15 protein-coding genes are annotated in these 15045 nt (G+C 69.3%); 7 read left to right on the top strand and 8 right to left on the bottom strand.

What is annotated here, in order from left to right:
* Positions 1-29 precede the first annotated feature (29 nt).
* From BN10_RS07575 to rimO, 3 genes are read right to left on the bottom strand one after another with little or no spacing between them, the layout of a single operon-like run.
* The gene (locus BN10_RS07575; protein WP_010850632.1) at positions 30-524 is read right to left on the bottom strand and encodes a CinA family protein; all 495 of its coding nucleotides are present in this window, start codon (positions 522-524) and stop codon (positions 30-32) included.
* Entirely contained in the window at positions 521-1159 is a 639-nt protein-coding gene (gene pgsA / locus BN10_RS07570; protein WP_010850631.1) for a CDP-diacylglycerol--glycerol-3-phosphate 3-phosphatidyltransferase, read from the bottom strand. The genes BN10_RS07575 and pgsA overlap by 4 nt, the downstream gene beginning before the upstream one ends.
* Positions 1156-2577, bottom strand: a complete 1422-nt coding sequence (gene rimO, locus BN10_RS07565; protein WP_010850630.1) for a 30S ribosomal protein S12 methylthiotransferase RimO — start codon at positions 2575-2577, stop codon at positions 1156-1158. The genes pgsA and rimO overlap by 4 nt, the downstream gene beginning before the upstream one ends.
* A 53-nt stretch (positions 2578-2630) precedes the next feature.
* Here rimO and BN10_RS07560 point away from each other — a divergent pair, with 53 nt between their 5' ends.
* Positions 2631-3776, top strand: coding sequence for a dipeptidase (locus BN10_RS07560; RefSeq protein ID WP_010850629.1), 1146 nt, complete (start codon positions 2631-2633; stop codon positions 3774-3776).
* Between the two features lie 33 nt (positions 3777-3809).
* Here the strand turns inward: BN10_RS07560 and BN10_RS07555 are convergent, their stop codons facing one another.
* Positions 3810-4508, bottom strand: coding sequence for an ion channel (locus BN10_RS07555; RefSeq protein ID WP_010850628.1), 699 nt, complete (start codon positions 4506-4508; stop codon positions 3810-3812).
* A gap of 40 nt (positions 4509-4548) precedes the next feature.
* On the opposite strand from BN10_RS07555, the gene BN10_RS07550 reads away from it, so the two are divergent.
* On the top strand, positions 4549-5709 hold the full coding sequence (locus BN10_RS07550; RefSeq protein WP_010850627.1) for a MauE/DoxX family redox-associated membrane protein: 1161 nt from the start codon (positions 4549-4551) through the stop codon (positions 5707-5709).
* On the opposite strand, the gene BN10_RS07545 is transcribed toward BN10_RS07550, so the two are convergent.
* The 3 genes from BN10_RS07545 to dapA form a co-directional block, all read right to left on the bottom strand.
* Positions 5625-8297, bottom strand: a complete 2673-nt coding sequence (locus tag BN10_RS07545; RefSeq protein ID WP_010850626.1) for an FtsK/SpoIIIE family DNA translocase — start codon at positions 8295-8297, stop codon at positions 5625-5627. The genes BN10_RS07550 and BN10_RS07545 overlap by 85 nt on opposite strands.
* A gap of 158 nt (positions 8298-8455) precedes the next feature.
* The gene (locus BN10_RS07540) at positions 8456-10141 is read right to left on the bottom strand and encodes a ribonuclease J (RefSeq protein WP_010850625.1); all 1686 of its coding nucleotides are present in this window, start codon (positions 10139-10141) and stop codon (positions 8456-8458) included.
* Positions 10138-11025, bottom strand: coding sequence for a 4-hydroxy-tetrahydrodipicolinate synthase (dapA, locus tag BN10_RS07535; protein WP_010850624.1), 888 nt, complete (start codon positions 11023-11025; stop codon positions 10138-10140). Before dapA ends, BN10_RS07540 begins: the two co-directional genes overlap by 4 nt.
* Before the next feature lie 127 nt (positions 11026-11152).
* On the opposite strand from dapA, the gene BN10_RS07530 reads away from it, so the two are divergent.
* Both BN10_RS07530 and BN10_RS07525 read left to right on the top strand, forming a co-directional pair.
* Positions 11153-11986, top strand: coding sequence for a thymidylate synthase (locus BN10_RS07530; RefSeq protein ID WP_040752915.1), 834 nt, complete (start codon positions 11153-11155; stop codon positions 11984-11986).
* A gap of 10 nt (positions 11987-11996) precedes the next feature.
* Entirely contained in the window at positions 11997-12473 is a 477-nt protein-coding gene (locus BN10_RS07525; protein ID WP_010850622.1) for a dihydrofolate reductase, read from the top strand.
* On the opposite strand, the gene BN10_RS07520 is transcribed toward BN10_RS07525, so the two are convergent.
* A complete protein-coding gene (locus BN10_RS07520) occupies positions 12458-13300 on the bottom strand; it encodes an FAD-binding oxidoreductase (RefSeq protein WP_233354286.1) in 843 nt (280 codons plus the stop codon). The two genes, BN10_RS07525 and BN10_RS07520, sit on opposite strands and share 16 nt — an antisense overlap.
* A gap of 41 nt (positions 13301-13341) precedes the next feature.
* Here BN10_RS07520 and BN10_RS07515 point away from each other — a divergent pair, with 41 nt between their 5' ends.
* The 3 genes from BN10_RS07515 to BN10_RS07505 form a co-directional block, all read left to right on the top strand.
* Entirely contained in the window at positions 13342-14073 is a 732-nt protein-coding gene (locus BN10_RS07515; protein ID WP_010850620.1) for an enoyl-CoA hydratase-related protein, read from the top strand.
* Entirely contained in the window at positions 14073-14663 is a 591-nt protein-coding gene (locus tag BN10_RS07510) for a GNAT family N-acetyltransferase (protein ID WP_010850619.1), read from the top strand. Before BN10_RS07515 ends, BN10_RS07510 begins: the two co-directional genes overlap by 1 nt.
* Positions 14660-15045, top strand: a 386-nt coding sequence (locus tag BN10_RS07505; protein ID WP_040751058.1) for an AzlC family ABC transporter permease, incomplete at its 3' end; no start/stop codon positions are given. The genes BN10_RS07510 and BN10_RS07505, both read left to right, overlap by 4 nt.

Here is a 15045-nt window from a genome sequence, read left to right as displayed (position 1 = left end):
AACCTGTCACGACCTGCGTGCGGGTCACGTTACCTGCCTGCAGCGACATCCAACACCCGCGACACCAGCAGCAGGGCGCTGTCCACACTCTGCCGGCGGATGCTGTTGCGGTCGCCGGTGAACAACACCGATTCCACCTGGACCCTTCCCGCGCCGGGCCCGGCCACGGCGAGGTGGACGGTACCGACCGGCATACCGTCCTGGGGGTCGGGGCCGGCCACCCCTGTGGTGGCGACCCCGATATCTGCGCCACAACGAGCGCGCACTCCGTCAGCCATGGCGCTGGCCACGTCGGGATCGACGGCGCCACGCGCAGCCAGCAGGTCCACGGGCACCTCGAGCAGCGCGGCCTTGAGGTCGGTCGCGTACGCCACGATCCCGCCGCGCACCACCAGCGAAGCGCCGGGCACGTCGACCAGAGCGGCGCACACCAGACCGCCGGTCAGGGACTCCGCCGTCGCGATGGTCAGGCCCTGGTCACGCAGGGCGAGGACGACCTGCCGGGCGTTCGACGGCTGGGTCACGACCCGCCTTGCCCCGCGCGGCGGGCCCGTTTCATGGCGGCCCGCTCACTCGTCTGCCGCAGGCGCAGGGCGTCGATGACGTAGTCCACACCGGTGACGGCCGTGACCACGAGGGCGGCCAGCAGGAGCACGAAGGCGATCACCGTCGTGACGGAGGCCAACGGCAGCAGGTCCAGAGGCAGGATGTAGAGACCCAGCGCCATGGCTTGGAGCATGGTCTTGAGTTTGCCGCCGCGCCCCGCGGCCATGACGCCGTGCCGGATGACCCAGAAGCGCACGGCCGTGACGCCCCACTCGCGCACGAGGATGAGGACGGTGATCCACCACGGCACGAGGGCGATGGTGGAGAGCGCGACGAGGGCCATCGTGACGAGCAACTTGTCGGCGATCGGGTCGACCACCTTGCCGAAGTCGGTGACCAGGCCGCGGCTGCGGGCCAGGTCGCCGTCGATCCGGTCGGTGATCATCGCGACGGTGAAGACTCCGAAGGCGACCCACCGATGGGGTTCACTCTGTCCGTCGTGAGCCAGAAGGAACCAGCCGAAGACCGGCACGAGGGCGATGCGGAGCACCGTGAGGTAGTTGGCGATGTTCCACGCGCTCACGCGTCGAATGGGGCCGCCAGCAGTCGTCATGGGGTGACGCTGTCGACCCGCAGGTCGACCCCTTCCGAGGACACGGCCCGACCGGCGACCAACTCGCCGACGACCCCCGAGCCGGGCGGCAGGATGCAGACACCGTCCACCTCTGGGCCTTGGTGCTCGGCCCGCCCGATGGGCTCGCCGGTCTCGTCGTCGATCTCGTCGATGAGGACGACGACGTCCTCCCCGACCCGTGCCGCAGCTCGATCCGACGTCAGCGATTCGACGAGGTCGGTGATCCGCGCCGTGCGCTCCTCGATGACGCGTGGGTCGAGCTTGTCCCCCAGGTGCTCGGCCTCGGTGCCGTCCTCGTCGGAGTAGCCGAAGACACCGATGACATCGAGGTCGGCGTCCACGAGGAAGGACTCGAGTTCCTCGACGTCGGACTCGGTCTCGCCGGGGAACCCGACGATGACATTGGTGCGGATGCCGGCGCGCGGCTCGCGTTCACGGATGCCGTCGATGAGGCGCAGGAAATGCTCGGTCCCACCGAAGCGACGCATCCGCCGCAGGACGGTCGGCGAGGCATGCTGGAAGGACAGGTCGTACCACGGCATGACCTTGCGCAGACCGGCCATCGCCTCGAGCAGACCGGGGCGGATCTCGGCCGGCTGGAGGTAGGACACGCGCACCCGCTCGATGCCCGGCACGTCGCACAACTCGGGCAGGACCTTCTCGAGGAGGGCGAGGTCGCCGAGGTCCTTGCCGTAGGACGTGGAGTTCTCGGAGACAAGGAAGAGTTCCTTGACGCCCTGCTCCCCCAGCCACCGGGCTTCGGCAATGACGTCGGTCGGTCGGCGGGAGACGAAGGACCCCCGAAACGTCGGGATCGCACAGAAGGAGCATCGCCGGTCGCAGCCGCTCGCGATCTTCAGCGGCGCCCACGGGCCGGTGCCGAGCCGGGCCCGGGTGACGACCTCCGCCCCACTGTCGTGACCGGGCAGGGCGACGGCGCCGGCGCCGTCCTGACGGGCGACCGGCGAGAGCGGCAGCAGTCGACGCCGGTCGCTCGGCACATGGCTGGCGACCTTTTCCCCGGCGAGAATGCGGCGCAGATGACCCGACATGTCGGCATACGAGTCGAACCCGAGGACGGCGTCGGCGTCCGGGAGCTCGTCGGCCAACTCCTGGCCATAGCGCTCGGCCAGGCATCCAACGGCGACGACCTTCTGGGTGCGGCCGTGCTCCTTGAGATCGGCAGCCTCGAGCAGGGTGTCGATCGAGTCCTTCTTCGCCTGCTCGACGAAGCCACAGGTGTTGACGACGGCCACATCGGCCTCGGCAGCGTCGTCGACGAGGGTCCAGCCCTCGGCCTGCAGCCGGCCGGCCAGTTCCTCGGAATCGACCTCGTTGCGGGTGCAGCCCAGGGTCACGAGGGCGACCGTGCGCTCGGGACTGCTCACGGTGGCCATGTCGTCACTCTAGTTGCGTCAGGCGCGTCGGCCACGCATGGCACAGTCCTCCCATGAGTGCGGAGCTGTTGACCGGTGTCCTGGCCGAGCATCCCGTGTGGGACGGGCACAACGACCTGCCCTGGGCGATGCGTGACCTGGTCGGTTACGACATGGAGCGGATCGACGTGGCCGCGCGCGGGGAGCGCACCCACACGGACCTGCCGCGACTGCGCGAGGGTGGTGTCGGCGCACAGTTCTGGTCGGTCTTCGTCCCCGCCCAGCTCGCCGGGGACGCGGCGGTCACGGCTTCCTTGGAACAGGTCGATTTCGTCCGCCGGATGACCGATCGGTATGCCGCGGAGCTCGCCCTCGCGACGTCCGTCGCCGACGTCGACGCGGCCTGGGCATCGGGGCGGATCGCGTCCCTGATGGGCATGGAGGGCGGCCACTCGATCAATTCCTCGCTGGGAACCTTGCGCATGTTCCATGCGCTCGGTGTGCGCTACCTGACGCTGACGCACAACGACAACGTGCCGTGGGCGGACTCGGCCACGGACGAGCCTGTGCTCGGCGGACTCTCGGACTTCGGGCGGGACGTGGTCCGCGAGATGAACCGCCTCGGGATGCTCGTCGACTGCTCACACGTGTCAGCGGACACCATGCGTGACGCGCTCGCCGTCACGTCGGCGCCCATCATCTTTTCGCACTCGTCGGCCCGTGCCGTGTGTGATCACCCGCGCAATGTGCCGGACGACGTGCTCGCGTCCCTGGCGACCAATGGCGGGGTCTGCATGGTGACCTTCGTGCCGAAGTTCGTGTCGCCCACGGTGCGCGAGTGGGATCTCGCGGCCGCCGAGGAAGCAAAGGCTGAGGGCGTCGACCCAGCCGACTACGCGGCCTACGGAGAGTTCTGTCGGGGGCGCCGGGAGCGGGAGCCCCAGCCGGTGGCTACCCTGACCGACGTGGTGGCCCACTGCGAGCACGTGCGCGAGGTCGCGGGGATCGAGCACATCGGGCTCGGCGGCGACTACGACGGGGTCGACCTGCTGCCCGAGGGGCTCGATGATGTAACCGGGTATCCGCGGCTGCTCGAGGCCCTGGCCGAGCGGGGGTGGTCGGCCCAGGACCTGGGCGCCCTGACCAGCGGCAACATCCGTCGGGTGCTCGGCGACGCCGAAGACGTGGCCGATGGCCGCGACGAGCCTCGCCGTCACTGAAGAGCGCGGCCCTTCGCTGCGTGAGGACAGGCATCAGCGATTGCGGAGCACGGTGAGAGCGACCAGACGCGAGATGACCATCGCGACATAGAGCACCCCCCCGAGCTGCTCGACGGTGGTCACCGACCGCGCGAGAGGCTTGATGGCGGTGACATCCGAGAGGCCCACGCTGGTCAGATTGGCTCCGGAGAAGTAGATCAGTTCGAGAAAGCTGCGCCGGCCCGGGCCATCGAACGCGGTGAACGACGCAGGGTAGATCTCCTGGATGGCAAGGAAGAGGTAGGCGAAGGCGAAGAGGAGCACGGTGAAGCAGGCTCCGACCGCGAAGAGTTCGTCCTTGGTGACGAAGCTGTCCTCGAACATGTAGGCGATCAGGCTGTATGCCGTGTAGAAGTAGAACGCGGAGAGGGCACTGTGTCCCAAGGCGTTGACCACCGCGGAATCGGTGAAGATCGACGCGATCTCCAAGGTCGCGGCCGGCAGGCCGAGGAGCACCGCCAGCCAGGTCAGCGCGGGCGTGCTGCGCACGGTCACGATGGCGATGGTCAACGCGATGAAGCTGAGCACGCTGAGGACGACCCGGCCATAGGAGACCGCCTGCAGCCACGGCAGCAGAAGGATCACCAGGATCTGGACGAGCAGGAGCACCGCCGACGGCTGCTGACGCGCAATCGCCTTCAGGCGATCGGTCCGGCTCGCGGGCGTGAAGTCGTCCTCCCAGGGCATGGCCATGGCGGCAGCCTAGGCTGAGCACCGACCTAGACTGAGCGCCATGCCGATCCCTGCCGGAGTCGTGGCTCCCCTGATCCTGGCCGTCGTGCTCGTGACGAGCGCCGTCGCCAAGGCCCGACAACCCTCCTCCACGGTCAGCGCCATCACGCTGCTGCGCTTGCCGCGCTTCCTGCAGAACCAGACCATCGCCCGGGCCCTGCCTGTCGGCGAGGTCGTCCTGGCACTCGCGATGCTGTCGCCGTGGGTGCCCCTCGCACGGCTCGCCAGCTGGGCCGCCCTCGCGCTCTTCGCGGCATACCTGCTCATCATCGCGCGCGCCATGACCTTCGACCCGCGGCCCTCGTGCGGCTGCTTCGGCAACATCGGCGACCAACGCGTGCGCGCACAGACGGTCTGGCGAAACGCAGTCTTCGTGACGCTCGCTCTTGTCGTCGTCTGGTTCGCGGGTCGCGGTGCGACGGTCCCCGGGACTCTGGCCGACCTCGGCAGGGCCGGCTGGCTGTGGCTGGTCATGGCCGCCGCGGTCGGCGTGGTGGTCGGGCTGATCGGATCGAGTCCGACCGGCACCCCGCGGCATACCCACGACCAGGGTCCTGCACCCGCCACCGAGCAAGCCTCCTCGACGAGCGCGATTGACGACGACCCCGAGGGCTACGTCCGCGAGCCGATCCCCGTCGCGGTCCTCGTCGATGCCGAGGGTGAGCCCCACACGGTCGCCGAGATGGCGACCACCAGGGCCCAGTTGCTCGTCTTTGCCAACTGCTATTGCGGCCCCACGGTGCATGCCCTCCGCTCGGCCCACGAGTGGCGGCAGCGTCTGCCACAGATCGACGTCCGGATGGTCTTCTCGGGCATCCCGGTCATGGAGAGCTCCACGGATCTCCCAACCGACGACGCCTGGCGGGATCACGCCTCGCTGGGATGGAAGGCCTTCGGCTTGGGTGCGAGCCCGGCGGCGGTCCTCATCGGCGCCGACGGCCTCCTGGCCGGTGGCCCAGTGTCCGGTCAGGAGGACGTGGAGCAGTTCTTCGCCGAGATCGGTGAGGCGCTGGCAGATGCGCCGATGCCCCCGGCTGAGGCCGAGGGCATCGTCGTGGGCGAGCTTGTCGCCGAGGGTCAGGACCTGCCGGTCAACTCCCAGGCGTCCTCGGACGGTTCCTCGTCGTCCCACTCGGCGGAGTTGTCCGCGACTCGGGAGTAGTCGGCGCCGACCCCCTCGGCGATCGCTCGCTCGTCACCGTCGAGCGGGGTGCCGTCATCGCCGTCGACGTCCGGCACGTCCTCGCCGCGCATCAGCGCGAGGGTGGTCGGCAGGTCGTCGGGCTTGACGAGCACATCGCGGGCCTTGGACCCCTCGGAGGGCCCGACGACACCGCGCGACTCGAGCAGGTCCATGAGCCGACCCGCCTTGGCGAAGCCGACCCGCAACTTGCGCTGGAGCATCGAGGTGGATCCGAACTGTGTGGTCACGACGAGTTCGGTGGCCTGGAGCAGCAGGTCGAGGTCGTCGCCGATGTCGTCGTCGATCTGCTTCTTGGCCGCGACGACAGTGACGTCCTCGCGATAGCTCGGCTTGAGTTGGTCGGTGACGAACTTGACGATCTCGTGGATCTCGGTCTCGGTGACCCAGGCACCCTGCACGCGCATGGGCTTGCTCGCACCCATCGGCAGGAAGAGCGCGTCACCCTGACCGATGAGCTTCTCCGCGCCGGGCTGATCGAGGACGACGCGGCTGTCGGCCAGGCTGGAGGTCGCGAAGGCCATCCGGCTGGGGACGTTGGCCTTGATCAGACCGGTGACCACGTCAACGCTGGGGCGCTGGGTCGCGAGCACGAGGTGGATGCCGGCGGCCCGGGCGAGCTGGGTGATCCGGACGATCGACTCCTCGACGTCACGGGGGGCAACCATCATCAGGTCGGCCAACTCGTCGACGACGACGAGTAGGTAGGGGTAGGGCTGGAGGACCCGCTCGGACCCAGGCAACGGCTTGACCTTGCCAGCCTTGACGGCCTTGTTGAAGTCGTCGACGTGCTTGAAGCCGAAGGCTGCGAGATCGTCGTAACGCGTGTCCATCTCGCGCACGACCCACTGCAGGGCTTCGGCGGCCTTCTTGGGGTTGGTGATGATCGGCGTGATGAGGTGAGGGATTCCCTCGTATGCCGTGAGCTCGACCCGCTTGGGGTCGACCAGGACCAGACGCACCTCGTCCGGGGTGGAGCGCATGAGGATCGAGGTGATCATCGAGTTGACGAAGCTCGACTTGCCCGCGCCGGTCGCGCCGGCGACAAGCAGGTGCGGCATCTTGGCGAGGTTCGCAATGACGTAGCCCCCCTCGACGTCCTTGCCGACCCCCATGACCATCGGGTGATCGGTGCCGCGGGCGACCTGGCTGCGCAGGACGTCGCCGAGGGACACCTTCTCGCGGTCCGTGTTGGGTATCTCGATGCCGATCGCGGACTTGCCCGGGATGGGACTGAGGATGCGCACGTCGGCCGAGGCCACGGCATACGCAATGTTCTTGGAGAGCGCCGTGACGCGCTCGACCTTGGTGCCGGGGCCGAGCTCGACCTCATAGCGGGTGACCGTCGGGCCGCGGGAGAAGCCGGTGACCTGGGCGTCGATGTCGAACTGCTCGAAGACCTGGGTCAGCGAATCGACGACCCGGTCGTTGGCTGCCGAACGCTCCTTGTGCGGGCTGCCCATCTCGAGCAGGTTGGAGTCCGGAAGGGTGTAGGTGACGTCGCCGGCGAGGGCGAGTTGCTCGACGCGCTGGGGCAGCGGCGTCGTTGGGGGGGCCTGAAGGGTGGCCTTGTCGACTGCTGGGGTGACTGCCGGCGCAGTTGTCGCGGGGGCACGGTCGGGCTTGGTCGTGGGCGCGAGCACACCGGCGGCGGTGTCGCGTTTCTGGCCCGGGCGCAATCTCTTGCCGGTGACCGGGTCGATGGCGGCGGCCTGCTCGAAGGCCTCGTCGCCGTCCAGGTCGCCCTCGAGGTCTCGGGTCGGACGGCGACGGCGCGGCTTGGCCGGGGCGGGCTCCTCGGTCGTCGGCTGGAGGGTCTCCAGCGGGACACCCGCGATCCACGCCCGCAGCTGGTGCACGCGCCCCGGGATCTGGTGGACCGGTGTGGCCGTGAGGATGAGCAGGCCGAAGAGACCGAGGATCACGAGGAGCGGCACGGCCAGCCAGGACCCGACGGCGGCTTCGAGCGGGCTGGAGGCGAGGAAGCCGATGATGCCGCCGGCGGCGCGCATGGCGTTCGCGCCCTCCGGGGGTTCGGGGATGCCCTCGGCGATGTGGACCAGGCCGCAGGCGGCAAAGGCCAGGACGACGGTGCCGATGGCGAGCCGGTTGGTGGCCTCACGGTGGTCGGGGCCGCGCAGGACGTGGAGGCCGAAGGCGAGCAGGACGAGCGGCACGGCATACGCCACGGTGCCGAAGGTGCCGGCAAAGACGGCGTGGACGATGTTGCCGAAAAAGCCGGGCAGGCCCCACCACTCTCGGGCCGCGACGACAACGGCGAGGGCGACCAGCGCCAGGCCGAGGCCGTCACGCTTGTGCTCGGGCTCCAGATCGCGACCGGCCGCACCGACCTTGCGCACGGCGCTGCCGGTCACATTGGCCATGCCCATCCAGGTCGTGCGGAAGGCACGCAAGGGCAGCGGCAGGCCGCCGCCTTGGGGCTTCTTGGCACCCTTGCGGGGGGCCGATCGGGTCTGTGGTCGTCGATTGGCCGGGCGCGAACTGGTGCCGCCGCGCGCGCGGGTGCTCGAGGACGTACGAGTCGCCATGATGGCAGGCTACGTGATCGTCACACCAATCCCACGGAGCACACGCGCACCAGCGACTGGCGCCAGGACTCGGCAGACCGCGGCGATGGAGTTCTGGCTTGACCTTGGACGCCGACACGCTGACGGTGGTGTTGAGAGGCAGGACCTGGGACGGCCCGTCACGACTCGATGACGGTGGGGATGATCATCGGCCGACGCCGGATCTTGCGGCCCACCCAGCCCCCGACAGCGCGGCGGATCACCTGCTGGAGTTCGTGGGTGTCGCGCACACCTCGCGAGATCGCCTCGTCCAGCGCCGCCTCGAGCTTGGGCCGGACCTCGTCGAAGATCACGTCATCCTCGACAAAGCCGCGGGCGGTGATCTCCGGCCCGGCCGCGACCTTGCCGGTCATCGAGTCGATGACGACGATCACCGAGATGAAGCCCTCGTCGCGCAGGATCCGGCGATCCTTGAGCAGGGTCTCGTCGGCACCGCCGACACTCGAGCCGTCGACGTAGACGTAGCCGCAGGGCACGGCGCCGGCGATCGAGACGCCCCCGTCGACCAGGTCCACGACCACGCCGTCCTCGGCCAGCGCCACATGACCTCGCGGCACCCCGGTGGCCACAGCCAGCTCGGCGTTCGCGACCAGGTGTCGCCACTCACCGTGCACGGGCATGACGTTGCGTGGCTGGACGATGTTGTAGCAGTAGAGCAACTCCCCCGCCGACGCGTGGCCCGAGACGTGCACCCGCGCATTGCCCTTGTGCACGACGGTCGCCCCCAGGCGCATCAGCCCGTTGATGACGCGATAGACCGCGTTCTCATTGCCCGGGATGAGTGAGGAGGCCATGAGCACCGCATCCCCCGGCCCGACGTCGATCTGGTGATCACCGTTGGCCATCCGCGACAGGGCTGCCATGGGCTCGCCCTGGGAACCGGTGCAGATGAGCACGATCCGGTGATCCGGCAGGTCCCTCAGTTGCTTGGCGTCGACCAGCACGCCGTCCGGCACCGTGAGGTAGCCCAGGTCAGCGGCAATCCCCATGTTGCGGATCATCGACCGCCCCACCATCGCGACCTTGCGGCCCGCCTTCTCCGCCGCATCGAGCACCTGTTGCACCCGGTGCACGTGCGAGGAGAAGCAGGCGACGATGATGCGCCGCTCGGTGTGCCGGAAGACCTTGTCGATCGCCGGCGAGATCTCCCGCTCCGGAGTCGTGAAGCCTGGCACCTCGGCGTTGGTCGAGTCGGTGAGGAAGAGGTCCACCCCCTCCTCCCCCAGCCGCGCGAACGCCCGCAGGTCGGTCAGCCGCCCGTCGAGCGGGAGCTGGTCCATCTTGAAGTCACCCGTGTGCAGAATCGACCCGCCGGGCGTGCGGATCATGACGGCCAACGCATCGGGGATCGAGTGGTTCACCGCGACGAACTCGCAGTCGAAGACACCGAGCCGCTCGCGATCCCCTTCTCGCACCCCGAGCGTGTAGGGCGTGATCTTGTGTTCCTTGAGCTTGGCCTCGACGAGCGCGAGCGTCAGTTGTGACCCAATGAGGGGTATGCCGGGTCGCTCGCGCAGCAGGTAGGGCACGGCCCCGATGTGGTCCTCATGGCCGTGGGTGAGCACGATCGCCTGGATGTCGTCGAGCCGGTCCGCGTAGTGCGACCAGTCGGGCAGGATCAGGTCGATCCCCGGATGGTCGTCGTCCGGGAAGAGCACGCCGCAGTCGACGACGAGCAACTGCCCGGCGTGCTCGATGATGGTCATGTTGCGCCCGACCTCACCGAGTCCACCGAGCGGCACGACCCGCACACCGTTGTCAGTGAGCGGCGCCGGCAGCCCGAGGTCGGGATGCGGGGTGATCACGCGAGGCCCGAAGCCGCGAGCCCGGCACGCAGCTTCTCGAGGTGTTCCGGTGTGCTCTCGACGAGCGGCAGGCGTACCGTCGCACGCTCGATGACCCCGAGTTCCACGAGCCCGGCCTTGGCCATGATCGCGCCCTGCGAAGTGTTCATCACGGCATCGGCGACCGCGATCAGCTCGCGGTTGAGCGCGATCGCTTCCTGTCGCCGACCCGCCAGAGCGGCATCGATGAGCGCGGCATACTTCTGCCCCGCGAGATGCGTGGTGACCCCGATGAGACCCACCGCGCCTTGGGCGATGTGAGGCAGCACGAGCACGTCGTCCCCCGAGTACCACGCCAGGTCGGTCGCGGCCATCACCTTGGTCGCGGCGAAGAGGTCCGCCTTGGCGTCCTTCACGGCCACGATCCGGGGATGCTCGGCAAGCGCAATGAGGGTGTCGGTCTCGATCGGTATGCCGCAGCGCCCGGGAATGTCGTAGAGGCAGACCGGGAGGTCGGTCGCGTCGGCGACAGCCCGGAAGTGCGCGAGCAGACCACGCTGCGGTGGCCTGTTGTAGTACGGCGTGACGACGAGCAGGCCCGTGGCGCCAACGGCCGCCATTTCGGTCGCGAGGTGGACGGCGTGCGCGGTGTCGTTGGACCCGGCCCCCGCCACCACGTGCGCCCGCCCGTCGACCCGGTCGACGACCTGGCGCACGACGTCGATGGACTCCTGCGTGGTCAGCGTCGAGGACTCCCCCGTCGTGCCATTGACGACGATTCCGTCGTGGCCACTGGCGAGCAGGTGCTCGACCACGCGGCCGATGCCTGCGCTGTCGACCGCTCCGTCCGGTGTCATCGGGGTGACCATCGCGGTCAGGAGTCGGCCGAAGGGCGCATCAGTCATGCGGCCAAGGTTACCGGCGGCCGTGCGAGTCACGTCTCCGTCAGGCTGCGGTGAGCAGTTCGGTGAGGTGGCGTTCCATGGGGCTGAGGTCGTCGCACCCCAACGCAGCGGGGATATCGTGACCTGCGTGAAGCAGTACCTCGACCTCCTCGACCTCGTGCTGCGCGACGGTGTCGACAAGTCCGACCGCACCGGCACAGGCACCCGCAGCATCTTCGGGCACCAGATGAGGTTCGACCTGGCCGAGGGCTTCCCGGTCCTCACGACCAAGAAGCTGCACCTTCGCTCGATCATCGGCGAACTCCTCTGGTTCCTCCGTGGCGACACCAACGTCCGCTGGCTCCAGGAGCGGGGCATCACCATCTGGGACGAGTGGGCCGACGCGAACGGTGACCTCGGCCCCGTCTACGGCCATCAGTGGCGTTCGTGGCCGACCCCCGACGGTCGCCACATCGACCAGATCACCGGGGTCATCGAGTCCATTCGACGCAACCCCGACAGCCGCCGCCACATCGTCTCGGCGTGGAATGTCGCCGACGTCGACGACATGGCACTTCCCCCGTGCCACACCATGTTTCAGTTCTACGTCCGTCCCGCGACGAAGGGCTCAGGCGAGCACGGCTCGGGCGAGCCCACGGCATACCTCGACTGCCAGCTCTACCAACGCAGCGCCGACATCTTCCTCGGCGTCCCCTTCAACATCGCGTCCTACGCCCTGCTCACGATGATCGTGGCCCAGCAGACCGGCCTGACGGCCGGGCACTTCGTCCACACGCTCGGCGACGCCCACCTCTACAGCAATCACCTCGACCAGGCCAGGCTCCAGCTCGGCCGCTCCCCCGGACCGCTCCCCACGATGCGCATCACGCCGCGCGACAGCATCGACGCCTACGACCTACCCGATTTCGAGCTCCTCGAGTATGTCGCGCAGCCGTCCATCAAGGCGCCAATCGCGGTCTGAGAGAACGACGTTGACCAACATCACCCTCATCGCTGCACTGGGGCGCAACTTCGTCATCGGCGCCGATGGCACGATGCCCTGGCACCTGCCCGCCGACCTCAAGCACTTCAAGGCCACCACGATGGGCCACCCGATGATCATGGGTCGCAAGACCTTCGACTCGATCGGGCGCCCCCTCCCCGGCCGCCGCACCATCGTCATCACGCGCAACCGCAACTGGCACCACCCTGACGTCGAGACTGCCCACTCCTTCGCCGACGCCCTGGCGCTCGCCGGAACCTCCGACGAGGTCTTCGTCGTCGGAGGTGGTGAGGTCTATGAGCAAGCAATGCCCTTCGCCCAGCGCATGGTCCTCACCGAGGTCGACGCGAGCCCGCCGGGCGACACGCGCTTCCCCGAGTGGAACCCCAACCACTGGCGTGAGGTGGCCCGCGACGAGCGAGACGGCTTCGCCTTCGTCACCTACGAGCGCTACGCCCGCGGCTGAGACCGCTCCCGGGACAGCCCTCGAGACCGCGGATCCGGTCGCGGATCCACCGGGCCCGTGCGGGTGAAGCGCTCCCGGTGCACCCGAGCGGGGTCCACGTCGCGCCCCCCGATCCACGTCTCGGCGGTCTGGAGCAGTCCCTCGGGTCCGCACAGCCACCAGCCCTCGATGTCGGACTCCTCGCCGCCCCACACCTGATCGAGCAGGTCGGCATCGATCCGCGCGTGGCGGACACCGCGCACCTGCTCGCGGCTGAGGACGTCGATGACTCGGAGCCGGTGACCGCTCGACTCCACGAGCGCGGTGACCTCGTCGCGGAGAACAGCACTGTCGCGGGTGCGGTTGGCCAGCAGCAGATCCACGCTCGTCGCCTCGTCCGCCGCGAGGATCTCGGCCATGATCGCCAGCACCGGAGTGATGCCGGATCCCCCCGCGACCACCGCGTGCCGAGCCGCTCCCGCTGTGGGGAGGTAGGTGAACTCGCCCATGGGCGGCAGCACGCCGATCGTGACCCCGGGCTCGACAGTGGACACCAGCCACGGCGACATCCGCCCGCCGGAGATCTCTGTGACCGCCACCTTGAGCAGGCCTTCCTCGCGGGCACGTGCCGGCCGAGTCCACAGCGAATAGGACTGTCGCACGCGCTCGCCCGCCACCTCGGCGTCGAGGGTGACGTACTGCCCCGCCACATAGTCAAGGTATGCCGCGTGGCCCGGGTCACTCACATCGAAGCCGATGGAGACGGCCCGGTCCGCGACCTCCTTCACCTCGGCGACCCGCAACGGCGCGAACCGGGGGTGCCGGGCAGGCTTGGACAGCAGGGGCATCACCCCATTCAACCCCCTGGGCCGGAAGTTAGGCTGGCCGGGTGCCGATCCTCATGACGACGACCGACCGCATCGTGGTCCTCTCCATCGATCGGCCAGAGCGCCGCAATGCGCTCAACCTCGACGCCCTCGAGGACCTCGACGCGGCGGTCCGGTCAGCCGTGGCCGAGGGCGCGCGCGTCATCGTGTTGACCGGGACCGGGGGGCACTTCTGCGCCGGAGCCGACCTCAAGGAGCTCGAGGACGTCAGCTTCACCGAGCGCCTCGCCGAGGTCCTGCGCCATCTCGCGGGCGTGCCGATCACGACGATCGCCGCCATCGAGGGATCGTGCATGGGCCTGGGCATGCAGCTCGCCGTCGCCTGCGACGTGCGCGTCGTCGCGGAGAGTGCGCGCTTCGCCGTCCCCGTGGCCAAACTCGGGCTCATGGTCGACCACTGGACGATCGACCGGGTGCGACGACTCTTCGGCGAGGGCGCCGCACGACACCTCGTCCTCACCGGCGCCGTCCTCGATTCCGACGACGCCTGGCGGCTCGGCTTCGCGCAGGTCCGTGGTGGTCTCGATGACGCCGTGGCTCTGGCAACCGCCGCCACCGGCCTCGCACCGCTCTCCCAAGCGGGGTCCAAGATCGGGCTCGACGTCTCGTCCGCGGACACCGAAGGTCAGGGCCGGTATGCCGCGGCCTTCGCTGCCGCGTGGGCCAGCGCCGATCTCGCGGAAGGGCGGGCGGCCTTCACGCAGCGTCGCTCCCCCGAGTTCATGGGGCGTTGATGCCGGACAGCCACGGCCAGGGCCACGACCACGACCACGACCCCGCGCAAGGTCCGCTCGCCGACGCCAGCGTCCGCCGCGCCGGCGTCAACGATGCCCCCGCGGTCGGCTACGTGCAGGCGGAAGTCTGGCGCGCGGCATACGAGGGGAAGGTGCCGGCCGAGGTGACCTCGGCCTTCACCCCGACGGCTTTCGGGAACGCCTGGCGCGACTCCCTGGCCACGCCTCCCCCAGGGGCCCACGCCCTGTTTGTCGCCCTGGCCGGTGGCCAGGTCGTGGGGTTCGTCGCCGTGGGCCCGAGCCAAGACCCCGACAGCGATGCCACGACCGGCGAGATCACCGCCCTGGGCGTCCACCCGGCCGGTCGGCGGCAGGGTCACGGCTCCCGGCTGCTCAACGCCGGCGTCGACCACCTGACGACGGCCGGCGCCGAGCAGTTGTCGATCTGGATCCTCGTCGACGACGAGCAGACCCGCGCCTTCCTCACGGGTGCGGGCTTCGCGCCCGACGGCGCGTATCGCGACCGGGTCGTCTCAGCCGACGGCGAGGTGCTTCGCGAGGTGCGCCTGTCCTGCACCCTGTCCGCATGACCACACCGCAGACGGCTCTGGCTCCAGAACGCCGGCGCGATGTGCTGCGCCAGTCGTGGTCGGTCGGGGTGGCGACCGGAGCCTATGGGGTGAGTTTCGGGGCGCTGTCCGTCGCGGCGGGTCTCGACGTTCTGCAGACCCAAGCGCTGTCGACCCTGATGTTCACCGGTGGCTCGCAGTTCGCCTTCGTCGGGATCATCGCGGCGGGTGGGTTGGCTGCCGCCCCGGCCGCCATCGCGACCGCCGCGCTGCTCGGTCTGCGCAACGGTCTCTATGCGATCCAGAACGCCCTCTTCCTGGGGGTCCGCGGGCCTCGACGGGTGGCCGCGGCCCAACTCACCATCGACGAATCCACCGCCGTGGGCATTGCCCAGCCCGAGCC

This window comes from Phycicoccus elongatus Lp2, from assembly GCF_000367525.1.
GTDB classification, from domain to species: Bacteria; Actinomycetota; Actinomycetes; order Actinomycetales; family Dermatophilaceae; genus Phycicoccus_A; species Phycicoccus_A elongatus.
Note: the sequence above shows the minus strand (reverse complement) of the source record. Positions and strands in the feature narration are given on the sequence as shown.